We start from the raw sequence: 15,127 nt of genomic DNA, 5'->3' as shown, positions 1-15,127 counted from the left end.
GCCATCGGAGGTGAGGGATGAGGTTCGGAGGCATAGACGTCGGCTCCCTGACCGCCCAGGCGGTGGTGGTGGAGAACGGCAGGATAACCGGGAGCAAGAGCATCGGGGTGAGGCCGAACCCGGTGGAGTCGGCGGAGACCGTCCTGGGCATGCTCCTATCCGAGCTGGGGCTGCGGCACCAGGACATCTCCTACATCGTGAGCACGGGCTACGGCAGGGAACAGGTACAGGCAAAGGGGCTCGCCCACGCCAACGTGAGCGAGATCTCCTGCCACGGCGTGGGCGCCGTGTGGCTCCTGCCGGGGGTGCGCACCATCATCGACATCGGGGGCCAGGACGCCAAGGTCATCCGCATGGACGCCTCGGGCGAGCTCAAGGACTTCGTGATGAACGACAAGTGCGCGGCCGGCACCGGGCGTTTCCTCGAGGTCATGTGCCGCACCCTGGGCATCACCCTGGATGAACTGGGGACCCTTTCCCTCAAGGCACGCAACCCGGTGGGGCTCTCCAGCCGCTGCAGCATCTTCTGCGAGACGGAGGTCCTCCACTACCTGCAGCGCGGCACGGACAAGGCGGATATCGCCGCCAGCGTCAACCGGGCAATGGCGGAGAGGGTCGCGGCGCTGGCCCGCCGCGTGGGCGTGGAGCCGGAGGTGACCATGTCCGGGGGCGTGGCCAAGAACGGCGCCGTGAAGTCGGAACTGGAGCGCATCCTGGGGGTAAGGATGGTGCCCTGCCCGGTGGACCCGCAGATCGTGGGCGCCCTGGGGGCGGCCGTGCTCGCGCGCAAGATGGGAGGGGAGAGATGAAGACGCTGGGCTGCGACATCGGGAGCCTCTTCTCCAAGGCCGTCGTCATGGACGGCGAAAACCTCCTGGCCTACAGGATCGTGGAGACCACGGGCAACATCGCCGACGAGATAGAAAACCTCATCGAGGAGGTATGTCGCGAGGCGGGCGTCAGCCGCTTCAACCTGGACGGCATCGTGGGCACGGGGAGCGGCGCGGAACTCCTGCAGGACGCCGATTTCCTGGAGGACGAGATCGCCTGCATCGGCTGGGCCGCCCGCTGCTTCCTTCCCGACGTGGAACTGGTGGTGGACATCGGGGGCCAGAGCATCACCTCCCTGCTCCTCAACGCGGACGGCGAGGTCGTCGACTTCATGCGCAACGACAAGTGCGCCTCGGGGTCCGGGCGGTTCCTGGAGGTGATGGCGGCCGCGGTGGGTGTCCCGGTGGAGCGCATAGACGAGGAGGCTTCGCGCGCCGCGAAACGTGTTTCCATAAGTTCCCAGTGCGGGGTCTTCGTCGAGAGCGAGGTCATAACGCACGTCAACAACGGCGAGTCGCCGCAGGACATCGTGGCCGGGTTGTGCGACGCCGTGGCGCGCATAGTCACCTCCCAGGCCCGCCGCTTCGGCATGGGGAACCGTTACACCTTCACCGGCGGCGTGGCCAGGGTGAGGACGGTGGTGGACCTGGTGCGCGAGCGCATGGAAGGCGAGTACCAACCCTTCCCGCTGGACACGCGCCTGGCGGCGGCGGTGGGCGCCGCCCTGCTTGCGGAAACGGAGTGAAGTGGGACTCTTCGCAGAACCCCTGCAGGGGATACGCCGCTTTCTCGAGGAAAAATATTCCATGGGGCAGGCCGTGGAATACCGCTACACCCCCGCGCTTCCCCTGGCCTCCTCCCCCCAGGTGATCCTGAGCGAGGACACCGGGCTGGAGCTCGGCAACCCGGGCACGGCCTCCCGCTCCCTCCTCCTCTGGGACGACGAGCAGGGGGTGGTCGACGGGCGCATCACCCTGGTGGGCCCCGACTTCCCCGCGCTGCGGGCGCGCGCCGTCCCTTTCGCGCAGGTGGTCATGGTGGAGGGCGACTTCCGCGACGAGTACGAGTGCTACCGCGAGCTGCGCGACGCGACCTATAACCTTGGCCTGCGCGGCTTCATGACCCGCATCTTCCCGGGACGGCAGAGCATATGGTGCCGGGTGAGCAAGGAGGCCCTGGCCCGGGGTTTCAACGCGCGGATTCTGGGAAGCGCCCTCATCCGCGCCCTCAAGGCGCTGCCCTACGTGAGCGGCGCGGAGGTGCTCCTGGTGACGTCATCCCGGGAGGACATCGAGGGGCTGTCGGCGGCGGCCGACATGGTCATGGACATCGTGCAGGCCCTCATCAAGATGTACGAGGAGATGAACTTCGACTGCGATACCTGCGAATACGTGGAGGTCTGCGACAGCGTGGTGGAGCTGCGCCGCATCCGTGACCGCCTGCAGGCGGAGCGCGGCGGCGAGGGGGGCGGCAGGTGAGCGGTAAACGGGTCCTTGCCGTGTGCGGCAAGGGAGGGGTGGGAAAGACCACCGTCTCCGCGCTCCTCGCGCGCGAACTGCGCGCGGACGAGCGCCACAGGTACCTGGTGGTGGACGCCGACCCCGCCGTGGGGCTGGGCATGGCCCTGCGCCGCTTCCCGCGCCTCACCGTGAACGATATGCGCAGCGAGCTCATCGACGCGGTGCGCGAACGCGCCACCGACAGCGTCGACCTTGCGGCCTCCATCGACTACAAGATGATGGAGATAGTGGAGGAGGACGGGAACCTCGCCTTCCTCTCGGTGGGAAGGCCGGAGGAGGAGGGCTGCTACTGCCAGCTGAACACCCTGCTGCGCGAGGCCATCGAGACCCTCTCCTCCCATTTTCACCTCACCCTCATCGACGCGGAGGCGGGTGTGGAGCAGGTGAACCGCCGCGTCATGCGCTCGGTGAGCCATCTCCTCCTGGTCAGCGACGTCACCGTAAAGGGCCTGCGCGTGGCGGAATCCATACGCGAGGTGGCCGCGCAGGCGGTCGCCTACCGCAAGCTGGGACTGCTCCTCAACCGCGTCGGCGACGAGGAGGAGGCCGCCCGCCTGCTCTCCTCCAGCGACCTGCCCTTCCTGGGGTATGTCCCGGAGGACGACACGGTGAAAGACCACGACGCCCGGGGCGCCGACTTCCTGGAAATCCCCTCCTGCCCGGCCCTGCTGGCGGTGCGGCGCTGCGTGCTGGAGAGCGGGTTCCTCGACTGAGGGAGCCCCTCCCGCCTTTTCCTCCCCAGCCCCATCCCTGCCCGCTTCCCCTACATCTTTCGCCCTGTTCCGCCTCCATACGCCCCGCGTTCCCTTCCCTTCCCGCTGTCCCCGACCACGGCGCCCGCGTACGAAAAGGCGGCGCGCCGGGTGCGCGCCGCCCCATGCTGCCTGAAGCCCGGCTATTCCATCTGCATCTTCTGAAGCTGCATCTCGCGCAGGGCCTTCTTGTTGACCTTGAAGACCTCGGTGAGCGGCATCTCGTCCACGAAGACCACCTCACGCGGCACGGCGTACTTCGCCACCTTCTCCTTGAGGTAGTCGATGTAGTCCTCCTCGCTGACCTTTCCCTTGTATTCCTCCTTCAGCTTGACGAAGACCCACACGCGCTCGCTGCCCTCCCTCTCCGGGTCGGGCACCCCTATGGTCGCCGCCATCTCGGTGGCCGGATGGTCGTAGAGGATGTCGTCCACCTCCCGCGTGTAGACCTTGTAACCTGAGACGATGACCATGTCCTTGGTGCGGTCCACGATGGCGAAGTACCCGTTCTCGTCCATCTTCACCACGTCGCCGGTGTGGACGAATCCCTCCTCGTCCAGCCCCTTTCCCGGCTCCGGCCAGTAGCCCAGCATGCGCTGCGGGCCGCTCAGGAGCATCTCGCCCACCTTTCCCTCGCGGTAGAGTTCCTCGAAGGTGAGCGGGCGGCCGCTGTCCACCTCCACCACCTTGACCACTGTGTCCGGCAGGGGTATGCCGATGGTGGCCCGCCTCTCCACCACGCGGGTTTTCTCGGACTTGCGGGACCTCTTGGCCAGCAGGCTGATGATGCCCGTGAACATCTTCCCGAAGCCCTTGGGGCCGAGGAGCTTGGCCTGGGCCCTGGTCAGGGCGATGCTCACCGGGTTGAAGAGGACGACGTTGAGTATCTTCACGCCCTTGCGCCCCCCCATGACGCGCACGTTGGTGGAGACGTTGAAGTGGGTCACCGGGGAGAGCTCGGAGAGGCCGTAACCCTCGGACACATACCCCCCGCCGCTGGACTCCTCGAACTTCTCCTGCACGTTCGGCGGCAGGGCGGCCGATCCCGAGATGCCGATGACCCTCGCGGACTTGATGTCCTCCTCGAGCATCTTCATGAACTGGGTTGGGACCCCGAACTGCAGCACCGGGTTGTACTTGCGCATGATCTCCAGCATGGCCTTCACGTCCCGCGGGTCGGGGACGATGAGCATGTTGGCCCCCATGCCTCCGATCATGGTGTGCATGATGCAGTGCCCGTAGCTGTGGAAGAAGGGCAGTCCCATGATCACGTTGATATTCCCCTTGAGAACCTTGGTGACCGGCCCGAAGACGGCGATGTTCTGCAGCACGTTGGCCACGATGTTGCGATGGGTGAGCATGCACCCCTTGGGAAGGCCGGTGGTCCCGCCGGTGAAGAGAAGGGTCTCCAGGTCGCGGGCGGGATCGATGTCCACGCGGGGAGGCTGTGGCCTGGCCTGCTCTATCAACTCGCTCATCCACATGACGTCCGGCAGGGCGCCGCGCGGCGACGTTGAGCTGGAATAATCATCCAGCTTGGTGATGATGATGTTCGGCGCGGACATGAACTCCTTGAGGTATTCCGCCATCGCCAGATGCTCCTCCAGGCAGATGACGGCGCGCGGGGAACTCTCCTGACACTTGTGGGCCAGGGTGTCGCGCGCCTCCAGGAAGCTGCAGGGCACGTGCACCGCGCCGGCCTTGGAGATGGCGGCGTCCGCCACCACGAACTGGATGGATGACGGCAGGAGGGTGATAACCCGTTCCCCTTTGCCCACGCCCATGTCGGCCAGCGCGTTGGCCAGGCGATCGGCGTGTTCCTTGACCTCCGCGTAGGTCATCTCCAGGCCGAGCTGCACGCAGCCCATCTTGGGATGCTCCACCGCCGCCTGGTCCAGGAAGCCGTGCGTGGGGATGTTCGGGTAGGGTTCCAGCGTGTGCGGTATGCCGCAGAGGTCGTATTCCTTGAACCACGGGTATTCCATGAGCGCAACCCCCTCCTTCTTTTCTCAAGCGGCTTCACCGAACGGCCTTAGTACCCGCATCGGTGAGCCCTTCGCACCTCCGGCCGCTCTCTCCTCCATCAATATTTATACATATTCTACGATTATGTTCGCTTGCAAGCAAGCAACGGACCGCGACCTCCCCGGGCTCCCCTTGCAGTAGGGCCACGAGGTTCGGGGGATCGCCGGCTCGCATCGCCTCGCGGCCGACAGCCCTCCCTGCTCCTGATCCTTAATACGAGAGGATGCGCGATACCATCCGTGCGCCACGACACGAAACGACTTCCGGCTGACGCGTCAATACTATATTATCGCTCTTCCCGCAGCGTCAACTCGGACCGTGGATGTGGTCGCAGGATGAAGGTCCTGCAAAGTGGGGTTCCCATGGGATATGCGCGAGCGTCGCCGCCGCGGCGTGCCCTTCCCGCCGCGCCCTCGCCTCAGGGCAACAACTCCTCGCTTCCCTGCAGGTTGTAGATGGAGATGGTGGTCCCGGACGCCTCCCCGCGCAGCCCCACCAGCACCATATTGCCGCCTTCCCTTCTGCTCCAGGTGGCCGTGGACTGGCTTTCCTCGAGGAAAAGGGGCTCGCCCAGCCTTTCACGGTACCAGGCGAGCACCAACCCGAACGGGTCCTGCGTGCGGAACTCCCCTCCAACGGTGGTGAACTCTCCCTCCGGGGCGACACCGCTGACGCTGCCGCCGCTTTCGGGGACGTAAGCGGCCCCGGGGTAGATGGGAGCCCCGAGCTCATCCTCGCTGGGCGCCTCCTGGTATACCTGGTAGGAAACCTCCCCCTCGCCGACCTGCCCCTCCCCGGCGGCCTCATCCGCTGGGACATCAACGCCTTCCCCTTCCGCTCCCTCCCCGGAGGATGGCGCGACCTCTTCGCCTCCCTCTCCCGGCGTCTCCTCCAGAGCGGCATCCTCGACGGTCCCGTCCTGTTCCTTCTTCCCCCCGCAACCCGGGATGAAAGCGAGCCAGGTCGCCATCAGGAAGAGGACAAGGAGGCAGACTATGACCTTGCCGCCCTGGCGTTCGCTCGCACGCATCGGTCCTCCTTCCTCCCTTCTTATCATCAACGCTGCCGCCGTCTTCCCATCACGCATGGATCGTAACCCGCGCGCCTCCGGCCTCCAACGCCCCGTCCGCCCACCCGTCCCGCATCACGTCCCGGCACGGCGGGGGCCGCGGTCACCCGGCCAAGCGGACGGACGTCATGCACACGCGTTCACCTCGTTCGCCCTAAGGGCTCAGGGGTGCGGAGGTGCTGGAGATGATGATCTTCACCCCGACGTCCTCCCCCTGGATGGAGACGGAGACCACCCTGCCTCCCTCGACCTTGCTCCAGTTCGCCTCCCTCGCCTCGCTGTCAACGTAAAGGGGTTCGCCGAGTTTTCCCTTGTACCAGGAATGGACCTTGTCGAAGTCGTCCCTGGTATCGAATTCCGCTACCAGCGAGCTGTATTCTCCCTCCGCGCTGCTCCCGGTCACCGAGCCGCTGCCCTCCTCGTTGAACTCGGCGCCGGGATAGATGGGAGCCCCGAGCTCCTCTTCGGAGGGGACCTCGGTCGCCTGCTCGTAGGTGGCCTCGCCCTCCCCCGTCCTGTAGGTTATCTTTCCTCCTCCCTCCTCGCTCACCTCGACCCTGCCCTCGGGGGTCTCGAGGGTGGTCTTCTTTTCTCCGCAACCCACCAGCGCCACCATGCCCGCGAGCAAGCCCGCGGTGAGCAGGAGAACCGCCGCTCTCTTCAATTTATCTCCTCCTTTCGGCCCATGCCTCCGCCATCCCCGTCCCGGCTTCCTCCAACGACCATCCCTGCTTCCGATTTCCCATCTTAATCATGACGGCTTCGCCACCTCCCGTCCACTTCCACCGGGCCCCCGTGCGCTCCGCGCCCGCGACCGGCCTACCCTCACGTCGGGGCATTCCGCTCAAGCCGCGATGCCGTGCCGCTTGCCGTTCCATGAACGAGGACCGGGAAGGTTTGCCGCCTTTCCCTTCCGTATCGCACCCTCGTCGCCGGCATTGCCGTCAAACATGAACGAGGACCGGGAAGGCGTTCCCGCCTTTCCCGGTCTCCTGCTGGTGGAGCCGACGGGACTTGAACCCGTGACCTCTACCATGCCAAGGTAGCGCGCTCCCACTGCGCCACGGCCCCTTTTCTTCGCCTCAGGAGAGGCCCTTATGAAGTATAAATACTGCGCCGGAAAGCGTCAAACGAAGCTCGCCGCCGGGGATGGCCTTGCGCCCGACCCGGATAGCGCCCCCAGAAAAGGTACGGCACCCGCGTCTACCACGCTCCGCCGCTCTCTCCCTTTCCGCTGTCCCGAGACGGCCGCAACCCTCCTCAGCCGCCGGAAGCCGACCGTTCCCCTTCCATCTCCCAGTCGACGAGGGGGGCGTCCTTCCAGAGCCTCTCGATCTCGTAGTAATCCCTTTCCTCCTGCCGGAAAATGTGCACCACGATATCGAGGTAATCGAGGAGGACCCATCGCCGGTGTTGTTCTCCCTCCCTCCTGGCGGGCTTGACGCCCCTTTCCGCCAGCCTCCTCTCCACGGACTCCTGTATGCTCGCCACCTGGCGGTCCGTGTTGCCGCTGCAGATGACGAAGTAATCCGTGAGGATGAAGACCTCCCTCATGTCCATGACCAGGACGTCGCGCGCCTTCTTGTCATAAGCGGCCAGGGCCGCCGTGACGGCCATCTCCTTGCTATCCGCCTCTTGCCACCTCCTTCAGGCTCACATTGACTGCGCCGGGGTCCAGCCGCGCGGCAGTCTCGTATCCTTGCGCCTTTTGTAAGGGCCCGCACATGCAGGCCCATACCTAAGATTAGCACAGCGTGCCGACGCCGTCGCGCAAAGACTCACTGCGCCATGTCGCGACCGGCTATGATCACCAGCTCGGGGCCGGGGCCGCCTTCCAGCCTCACCTCGTCGATGGAGAGCAGGACCCCCAGGTAACGGGCGTATGACCTCGCCCGCTCGTCGGCACTGCGACAGATGATGAGGCTCGCGTCATGGCTGAAGTCGTTAACCTCCACCCCGTCAACAACCACCTTGGCGTTCCCGCCCGTCCCCGCCAGGGGCACTCCAAGCGATGAAAGCCTCTCCCCGACCTTTCTCCCCAGCTCGGGAACCCCGCAACCGTTGAGCACCTCGACACGGGGTACCGCGCGGCAGGGGAGGTCCTCCTTTCCCATGTCCACGGCCGCCTGCAGCATGGAGGAGAGGTAGAGGGCGTCCTTCTGCGGGGAAGCGGCGGTCGGGGAGAGCCGCAGGGCCCCGTCACCGAGAAAGCGCTCATCCGCAAGGCGATCCCCTCCCCGCAGGGAAAACTCTTCCAGCGCAGCGGGCAGGTATGCTTCCGCGCGCTCCCTCGCGGCGTAATAGCCATCCCACTCCCCGCCACGATCCGCGGCGAGCAGGTACGAGAGCAGGCGGTCGGCGTCCCGCACCTTCTGGCCCGCGAATAGGAGCTGCGTCCCTCCCGTGAGGGGATCGGCGAAGAGGGTGTCCTCCTGCAGCGTGAGCGGCGGAAGGTCCATCTCCTGGAGTATCTCCACCGCCCTGCGGAACGAGCACAGCACCAGGTAATCCACATCGGTTCCGGTCATGTTCTGCACCGTGGAACGCAGTATGTCCTCCCCGCCTTCCTCCCGCAGCACCGCGCTCAACCTGGTCTTCTCTCCCCGGGCGTTGTACGCCACCGCCTCCCCGGGTACGAAAAAGAGGCTTACCGAGCCCGCATCCCAGCGGTAGCTCGCCAGGCACAGTCCCAGCAGGGTCCCTGACGTTGCCCCGTCCTCACCGTATATCCCCAAGAGAACCGATACCTCGCCGGAGAGGGCCTTGCCCGAGCCGGGATGGGTGAAGAAAAGGTAGGGCGGCTCTCCCGCGTCGGCGCTCCCTCCTCCGCCCCGCAGCCTTTCCCTCACCCAGGAGGCGGCGGCGCGGGCCGCGTTTATGTAGGGGATGTCCCAGGCGGCGCCCACCGCCAGGACGATCACCGCCACCACGACCGCCAGCAGCAGCAGCCGGCGCCTGCCGCGCGCCTCCTTCTGCCGGAGGCGGGCCAGCCGCGAGGGTTTTTCCTTTTCCCGCCCGACGTTCTCCCTTACCTCGTTCACCTCTCCCTTGACGGCCGCCTCCGCCGCGCGGCCTTACGCCCGCGGCGTCGTTCACCCCTCACGAAAACGCACCCGCGCGGGGCGGCGGAATGCCCCTCACCTGTAGAACCCGTTCTTCTCGATGAACTCCCGCACTCCCTCGGGGACCAGGTAGCGTATGGACCTTCCCTCGCTGACCCTCCTGCGGATATCGGTGGAGGAGATGGCCAGAGCGGGGATCTCCATCACCCGCACCCCGGGGCCGTCGCTCGACGCGTCTCCTCCCAACCCGGGCAGGAGCTCCTCCAGCCTGCTCAGGTCGTAACCGGGCCGCGTGGCGGCGATAAGGGTGCATTCCGCGAGGATTCTTTCCGGTTCCTTCCAGGTAAGTATTTCCAGCACCGCGTCGGCGCCGGTGATGAAGAAGATGCCGGTGTTCTTCCCGTAGATCCGGTGCATCTCGCGCACGGTGTCAATGGTGTAGGAGGGACCGGGGCGGTTGATCTCCAGGCGCGAGACCTGGAAGCCGGGGTGGGAGGCGGTGGCGATCACCGTCATCAGGTAGCGGCTCTCCGCGTCGAGGTTTTTCCGGTCCTCCTTGTGGGGAGGATGGCCGCTGGGCATGAAGACCACCAGGTCCAGGGCGAACTGCTCGCGCGCCTCCTCCGCCGTGACCAGGTGCCCGTAGTGTATGGGGTCGAAGGTGCCCCCCATGACGCCGATGCGTTTGACGCGCAGCCTACCCATCTCAGGACCGCACCTGCCCGTCGCCGTAGATGACGAACTTGCTCGAGGTCAGCTCCCGCAGGCTCATGGGGCCGCGCGCGTGCAGCTTCTGCGTGGAGATGCCGATCTCCGCCCCCAGCCCGAACTGGCCGCCGTCCGTAAAACGCGTGGAGGCGTTGACGTACACGTCGGCGGCGTCGACCCGCGCGACGAAGCTTCTCGCCGCCTCGTAATCGCGCGTCACGATGGCTTCCGAGTGCTTGCTCCCGTAACGGTTGATATGGCCGACGGCCTCGTCCACGTCCGCCACCACCCTGACGGCCAGTATGAGGTCGAGGTATTCCTCGTACCAGTCCGCCTCCGTGGCCTCCTCGACATCCGGCAATATCTCCCTGGTGCGCGGGCAGCCGCGCAGCACCACCCCCCGCTCGCGCAGTTCCTGCGCCGCGCGGGGCAGGAACTCGTCCGCCACCGCCTCGTGCACCAGCATGGTCTCCATGGCGTTGCACACCCCCGGCCGCTGGCACTTGGCATTGACCACGATGCGCAGGGCCATGTCCAGGTCCGCCGAGGCATCCACGTACGTGTGGCAGTTGCCCACTCCCGTCTCGATGACGGGGACCATGCTCTCCTCCACCACGGTGCGGATGAGACCCGCTCCGCCCCGGGGAATGAGCACGTCGAGGTGATCGCGCATGCGCATGAGCGCCTTGGCCGTCTCGCGGTCCGCGTAGGGCACCAGCTGTATGCAGCCGCCGGGGAGGCCGGCCGCCTCCGCGGCCGCGGCGATGACCTCGGTGAGGATGCGATTGGAACGGAAGGCCGAGGAGCTGCCGCGCAGTATCACGGCGTTGCCGGACTTCACGCACAGCCCCGCGGCGTCCACGGTGACGTTGGGCCGTGCCTCGTAGATGATGCCCACCACGCCCAGGGGAACCCTCACCTTCTGTATCTCGAGGCCGTTGGGCAGCCTCCAGCCGGAGATGATCTCCCCCACCGGGTCGGGAAGGGCGGCGACCTCCAGGAGGCCCGTGGCCATCTCCTCTATGCGCTTATCGTTGAGGGTAAGCCTGTCCATGAGGGCGGAGCTCATGCCGCTCTCCCTCCCCGCCGCTCGGTCCTCCTCGTTGGCAGCGAGGATTTCCTTGCGCCGCGAGCGCAGCGCTTCCGCCATCTCCACGAGGGCGCGGTTCTTGCTCTCCGTGTTCACCACCGCCAGCTTGAGGGCGGCTTCCCTGGCGCGGCGTCCCATCTCCTCCAGGACCTGCACGGGATCCTCCTGGAGGCCCTGCGCGTCCTCCGCGGCCATCGCGGCCTTGCCTCTCTCCTGACCCTTATGCGCTGACATCTCCTCCGTCCTTTCCGCTCTCCTTACCTTCCATGACCACCAGGTAATCACGGTGGATGACCTCCTCGCAGGCCTCCCCCAGGAGGGAGGTGGCCTGGTCGGTGCGCAATCCCTTCACCCGCTTCAAGTCAAGGGAGGAGAGCCCGCAAAGGCCGCGCGCGATCCTCTCCCCCCTGAGGTCCAGCACCTCCACGGGGTCCCCCGGGTTGAAGTCACCCCTGCACTCCACCACCCCCGCCGGCAGAAGGCTCTTGCCCCCTCGCAGGATGGCCTCGCGCGCCCCGTCGTCGACGACCACGGACCCCCGCGGGCTGGCGCCGAAGGCTATCCAGTGTTTCTGCCCGCGCATCCTCCTCGGCGAGGGGTGGAAATAGGTGCCGATCCTCTCGCCGCGCAGCAGGCGCGCCAGCACGTCTCGCTCCCTGCCCGCGGCGATAATCACCCCGACCCCGGCCGCGCTGGCTATGCGCGCCGCCTCCAGCTTGGCGGCCATGCCCCCGCTGGAGTGCTCCCCACCCGCCTTGCCCGCCGCCTTGAACATGGCGGTGGTGATGTTCTCCACCTCGTGGATGAGCCTCGCACCGCCGTCTTGCCTCGGATCCGCGCTGTAAAGTCCCCCGACGTCGGAGAGCATCACCATGAGATCCGCGCCGGTGAGCACCGCCACCAGGGCCGCGAGGCGGTCGTTGTCCCCGAAACGTATCTCCTCCACGGCCACGGTGTCGTTCTCGTTCACCAGGGGGACGACCCCCTGCTCCAGGAGCCTGCGAAAGGTGTTGCGGGCGTTCAGGTACTGGCGGCGGTGGGCGAAATCGTACTGCGTGAAGAGCACCTGCCCGACCAGCAGGCCGTGGGCGGCGAAAAAGTCCGCGTAAGTCCTCAGGAGCAAGCCCTGTCCCACGGAGGAGGCGGCCTGCAGGGAGGGGATGTCCCGCGGACGTTCCTTGAGCCCGAGGAGCTCCACCCCCGCGGCGATGGCCCCCGAGGACACCAGTATGACCTCGTAACCTTCACCGCGCAGCGAAGCGAGCTGCTCCACCAGGTTGCGCACCTGGCCGCGGTCCAGCCTGCCCGAGGCGTCGCTCAAGGTGTAGGTCCCCACCTTGACCACCAGGCGCCTTATGCGCGGGAGCTTCCTCTCCCCCGCATCGTCACCGTGCCCTCTCTTACCCGATCTCATCACCATTTCCATTATCTTCCTATCGAAGGCGGGACCGCGAGGCGCCGGTGCGAGCCTGCCTGTCCCTCTTTTTACCATCATTCTACCTCCGGTGGTGTGCCACCTGCACGCCGCGCCGCGGAAGGGGCCCGCCGCAGCGCCCCCTCACCTCCCGGGAAGAAAATCGAAGACGCGGTCACCGATGATGACCGCGTCGCCCTCCGCGGCGCCCGCCTTGAGGAGTTCTTCCTCCACGCCCATCCTTCTCAGGCGTTCCTGCACGTAGGCCAGCGCGTGCGGGTTGGAGAGGTCCATCCTGCGCACCAGGCGCTCCACCTGCTCGCCCACGACACGGAAGCCCATTTCCTCCCGTATCACCCTGAAACCGGGTTCACGCTCAGGGGAAAAGGAATAGACGACCCTCTCATCCCGTTCCCCGCATACCGCTTCGCCGCGCGCCTTCTCCACCATCCCGCCCAGTCTCCACATGAGACCGTCCACCCCCTCCCCGGTCAGGGCGGACACGGCGTGGAACTCCCAGCCGCGCTCCACCGCCGCCCGCCTCGCCTCCTCCAGGTAGGCCGGGTCGGCGACGTCGATCTTGTTCCCCGCCACCACCTGCGGCTTCTCCACCAGGCGGGGGCTGTATTCCCGCAGCTCGTCCAGTATCGTCTCCAGGGCCGCGGCGGGAGGCGTCGTCGCCGCCACGGAGACGTCCAGCAGGTGCAGTAGGACGGCCGTCCTCTCCACGTGCCTCAGGAAACGCAGCCCCAGGCCCCTGCCCTGGTGCGCGCCGGCGATGAGGCCGGGAAGGTCGGCCATGACGAAGCTACCCTCCTCTCCCAGGCTCACCACCCCGAGGGCCGGCTCGAGGGTGGTGAAAGGGTAGTCGGCTATGCGCGGCCTGGCCGCAGATACGCGCGCAATGAGGGTGGATTTTCCCACGTTGGGGAGACCGACCACCCCCACGTCGGCGAGAAGCTTCAACTCCAGGCGTATCCACTTCTCCTCCCCGCGCTCCCCCTTCTCCGCGAAATCGGGGGCACGACGCGTGGAGGTGGCGAAAGCGGCGTTTCCCCTTCCCCCGCGCCCCCCCGCCGCAACCACAGCCTCGCTGCCCGCGAAGGAGAGATCGGCGAGGAGACGCCCCTGCTCGTCCCTCACCTGGGTGCCGACCGGGACCTGCAGGACGAGGTCCTTGCCGTCTGCCCCATGGCGGTTGTTGCCGGAGCCGTTGCGCCCGCTTCCGGCACGGTAATGGCGCCGGCGCGTGAATTCCACCAGGGTGTTGACGCTCGGTGACGCGCGCAGGATGACGGATCCTCCCCTGCCGCCGTCACCCCCGTCGGGGCCTCCCAGGGGACGGTACTTCTCGCGGTGGAAGCTAACGCAGCCGTGACCGCCGTCACCGCCTCGTACGCGTATCTCAGCCTCGTCGATGAACAAGCCGACACCTCACCTCGCCCGGCGCGGCCGCGCCCCCATCGCGACGGACAATAAAAAGGCCCGGCTTAGCCGGGACCCGGGAAGCCCGCGGGAGGGCGGCCGCCGCCACGCCCGCCGCAAGCGCGCCTCAACCCGTGGGGATCACGCTGACGTAATGGCGGTCGCCGGAGCGGTGGTACTTCACGTAACCGTCCACCTTGGCATAGAGCGTGTAATCCTTGCCCACTCCCACGTTCTGCCCCGGCTTGACCCTGGTCCCCCTCTGGCGCACGAGTATGGCCCCGCCGCTCACGAACTGCCCGCCGAAGCCCTTGATCCCCAACCTCTTGGAATGGCTGTCGCGCCCGTTGCGGGAACTTCCCACGCCCTTCTTGCTGGACATCCCTCACTCACTCCCCTCGGGGGTTTTCTCCTTCTCCGCCTTACCTTCCAGGTCCTTCCCGGCCGCTCCCTTCGCCTCCGCGGCTCCCGCCGCTTCCTCCTTGGCGCCGGGTGGCGCGGACCCGGCCTTCTTCTTCCTCGCCGTTCCGCGCGGACCGCCGCTTATCTTCTCCACCAGCACCTCGGTGAAGGGCTGGCGGTGTCCCTTCTTGCGGTGGTATCCCTTCTTGGGCCGGTACTTGAAGACGATTATCTTCCCCGCCTTGCCGTGCCGGACGACCGTCCCCTCCACCCTGACCTTCTCCGCGTCCTTGCCCGCGAGCACCTCACCCGCTTCGCCGGCCAGGAGCACCCTCTCGAAGACCACCTTTTCGCCCTCGGGAACGTCGAGTTTCTCCACGCGGATGAGCGATCCTTTCTCCACGCGGTACTGCTTGCCGCCCGTTTCTATAACTGCGTACATCCTGTTTACCTCCAGGGCAATATTATACGGCTGCGCCGGGGTAATGCAATCGCCGCCCCCTCACCGTCTCCCAGGGGCGGCGTCTCCACTGTGCGGGAAGCCCGGTGCCCGGCGTTTCCCCTGGCCGTCTTCGGCGCACCTCCGCCGCATCAGCCCTTCTCGGGGGCTCCACGCACCCGGAGGCCCGGCACAGGGAGATAGGTTAGCACGCCGCGTACGGGAAACACAAGGGCTGTCCTGGTTCACTACATGGTGAACACATCATCCCTATCCTTGCTCTCCTCCATCCACGCCTTCAGGAACTCCATGGGGGTGAGATAACCCAGGCTCTGGTGTGGTCTCACGTAATTGTACACGTAATTCCATCTGCAAAGGATCTCGTTGAGC

15 protein-coding genes, 1 tRNA gene and 1 pseudogene are annotated in these 15,127 nt (G+C 66.5%); 4 read left to right on the top strand and 13 right to left on the bottom strand.

Annotated elements, in window-relative coordinates; translation table 11 throughout:
* Window positions 1-17: 17 nt before the first annotated feature.
* The 4 genes from H5T73_08610 to H5T73_08595 are packed head-to-tail and all read left to right on the top strand — an operon-like array spanning window position 18 to window position 3,064.
* The gene (locus tag H5T73_08610; GenBank protein MBC7247826.1) at window positions 18-809 is read left to right on the top strand and encodes a 2-hydroxyglutaryl-CoA dehydratase; all 792 of its coding nucleotides are present in this window, start codon (window positions 18-20) and stop codon (window positions 807-809) included.
* Window positions 806-1,576: a 2-hydroxyglutaryl-CoA dehydratase gene (locus H5T73_08605; GenBank protein ID MBC7247825.1), complete on the top strand. Its 771-nt coding sequence runs from the start codon at window positions 806-808 to the stop codon at window positions 1,574-1,576. The genes H5T73_08610 and H5T73_08605 overlap by 4 nt, the downstream gene beginning before the upstream one ends.
* A 1-nt stretch (window position 1,577) precedes the next feature.
* Window positions 1,578-2,309: a hypothetical protein gene (locus H5T73_08600; protein MBC7247824.1), complete on the top strand. Its 732-nt coding sequence runs from the start codon at window positions 1,578-1,580 to the stop codon at window positions 2,307-2,309.
* A complete protein-coding gene (locus tag H5T73_08595; protein MBC7247823.1) occupies window positions 2,306-3,064 on the top strand; it encodes an AAA family ATPase in 759 nt (252 codons plus the stop codon). The genes H5T73_08600 and H5T73_08595 overlap by 4 nt, the downstream gene beginning before the upstream one ends.
* A gap of 182 nt (window positions 3,065-3,246) precedes the next feature.
* Here H5T73_08595 and H5T73_08590 read toward each other — a convergent pair whose 3' ends face one another.
* The 13 genes and pseudogenes from H5T73_08590 to H5T73_08530 form a co-directional block, all read right to left on the bottom strand.
* On the bottom strand, window positions 3,247-5,088 hold the full coding sequence (locus H5T73_08590) for an acyl--CoA ligase (GenBank protein ID MBC7247822.1): 1,842 nt from the start codon (window positions 5,086-5,088) through the stop codon (window positions 3,247-3,249).
* A gap of 458 nt (window positions 5,089-5,546) precedes the next feature.
* Entirely contained in the window at window positions 5,547-6,158 is a 612-nt protein-coding gene (locus tag H5T73_08585) for a hypothetical protein (GenBank protein MBC7247821.1), read from the bottom strand.
* 193 nt (window positions 6,159-6,351) lie between these two features.
* A complete protein-coding gene (locus H5T73_08580) occupies window positions 6,352-6,861 on the bottom strand; it encodes a hypothetical protein (protein MBC7247820.1) in 510 nt (169 codons plus the stop codon).
* Window positions 6,862-7,193: 332 nt separating this feature from the next.
* Window positions 7,194-7,268: transfer RNA gene (locus H5T73_08575), tRNA-Ala, on the bottom strand.
* A 189-nt stretch (window positions 7,269-7,457) separates the two neighbouring features.
* Window positions 7,458-7,814, bottom strand: coding sequence for a ribosome silencing factor (gene rsfS, locus H5T73_08570; GenBank protein MBC7247819.1), 357 nt, complete (start codon window positions 7,812-7,814; stop codon window positions 7,458-7,460).
* A gap of 161 nt (window positions 7,815-7,975) precedes the next feature.
* Complete coding sequence (locus H5T73_08565; GenBank protein MBC7247818.1) at window positions 7,976-9,238, bottom strand: LCP family protein; 1,263 nt, start codon at window positions 9,236-9,238, stop codon at window positions 7,976-7,978.
* Window positions 9,239-9,334: 96 nt separating this feature from the next.
* Window positions 9,335-9,964 carry a nicotinate-nucleotide adenylyltransferase gene (locus H5T73_08560; GenBank protein MBC7247817.1) on the bottom strand — a complete coding sequence of 210 codons (630 nt, stop codon included), beginning with the start codon at window positions 9,962-9,964 and terminating at the stop codon, window positions 9,335-9,337.
* Window position 9,965: 1 nt separating this feature from the next.
* A complete protein-coding gene (locus H5T73_08555; GenBank protein ID MBC7247816.1) occupies window positions 9,966-11,195 on the bottom strand; it encodes a glutamate-5-semialdehyde dehydrogenase in 1,230 nt (409 codons plus the stop codon).
* Between the two features lie 82 nt (window positions 11,196-11,277).
* Complete coding sequence (locus tag H5T73_08550) at window positions 11,278-12,471, bottom strand: glutamate 5-kinase (GenBank protein MBC7247815.1); 1,194 nt, start codon at window positions 12,469-12,471, stop codon at window positions 11,278-11,280.
* Window positions 12,472-12,615: 144 nt separating this feature from the next.
* A complete protein-coding gene (obgE, locus tag H5T73_08545; protein MBC7247814.1) occupies window positions 12,616-13,896 on the bottom strand; it encodes a GTPase ObgE in 1,281 nt (426 codons plus the stop codon).
* A gap of 127 nt (window positions 13,897-14,023) precedes the next feature.
* A complete protein-coding gene (rpmA, locus tag H5T73_08540; GenBank protein MBC7247813.1) occupies window positions 14,024-14,278 on the bottom strand; it encodes a 50S ribosomal protein L27 in 255 nt (84 codons plus the stop codon).
* 159 nt (window positions 14,279-14,437) lie between these two features.
* Window positions 14,438-14,740, bottom strand: a pseudogene (gene rplU, locus H5T73_08535) (50S ribosomal protein L21).
* A gap of 245 nt (window positions 14,741-14,985) precedes the next feature.
* Window positions 14,986-15,127, bottom strand: a 142-nt coding sequence (locus H5T73_08530) for a transposase (protein ID MBC7247812.1), incomplete at its 5' end; no start/stop codon positions are given.

Source organism: Actinomycetota bacterium (assembly GCA_014360655.1).
GTDB lineage: Bacteria > Actinomycetota > Geothermincolia > Geothermincolales > RBG-13-55-18 > JACIXC01.
The sequence above is the reverse complement of the archived record's forward strand: the minus strand, read 5'-3'. Positions and strand labels throughout refer to the sequence as shown.

What these genes read in the sequence shown, in the direction of transcription:
- rpmA (MBC7247813.1), bottom strand. Translation starts at nt 14,278, where the DNA reads ATGTCCAGCAAGAAGGGCGTGGGAAGTTCCCGCAACGGGCGCGACAGC.
- H5T73_08605 (MBC7247825.1), top strand. Translation starts at nt 806, where the DNA reads ATGAAGACGCTGGGCTGCGACATCGGGAGCCTCTTCTCCAAGGCCGTC.
- H5T73_08560 (MBC7247817.1), bottom strand. Translation starts at nt 9,964, where the DNA reads ATGGGTAGGCTGCGCGTCAAACGCATCGGCGTCATGGGGGGCACCTTC.
- H5T73_08555 (MBC7247816.1), bottom strand. Translation starts at nt 11,195, where the DNA reads ATGGGACGCCGCGCCAGGGAAGCCGCCCTCAAGCTGGCGGTGGTGAAC.
- H5T73_08585 (MBC7247821.1), bottom strand. Translation starts at nt 6,158, where the DNA reads ATGCGTGCGAGCGAACGCCAGGGCGGCAAGGTCATAGTCTGCCTCCTT.
- H5T73_08550 (MBC7247815.1), bottom strand. Translation starts at nt 12,471, where the DNA reads ATGAGATCGGGTAAGAGAGGGCACGGTGACGATGCGGGGGAGAGGAAG.
- H5T73_08610 (MBC7247826.1), top strand. Translation starts at nt 18, where the DNA reads ATGAGGTTCGGAGGCATAGACGTCGGCTCCCTGACCGCCCAGGCGGTG.
- rsfS (MBC7247819.1), bottom strand. Translation starts at nt 7,814, where the DNA reads ATGGCCGTCACGGCGGCCCTGGCCGCTTATGACAAGAAGGCGCGCGAC.
- H5T73_08590 (MBC7247822.1), bottom strand. Translation starts at nt 5,088, where the DNA reads ATGGAATACCCGTGGTTCAAGGAATACGACCTCTGCGGCATACCGCAC.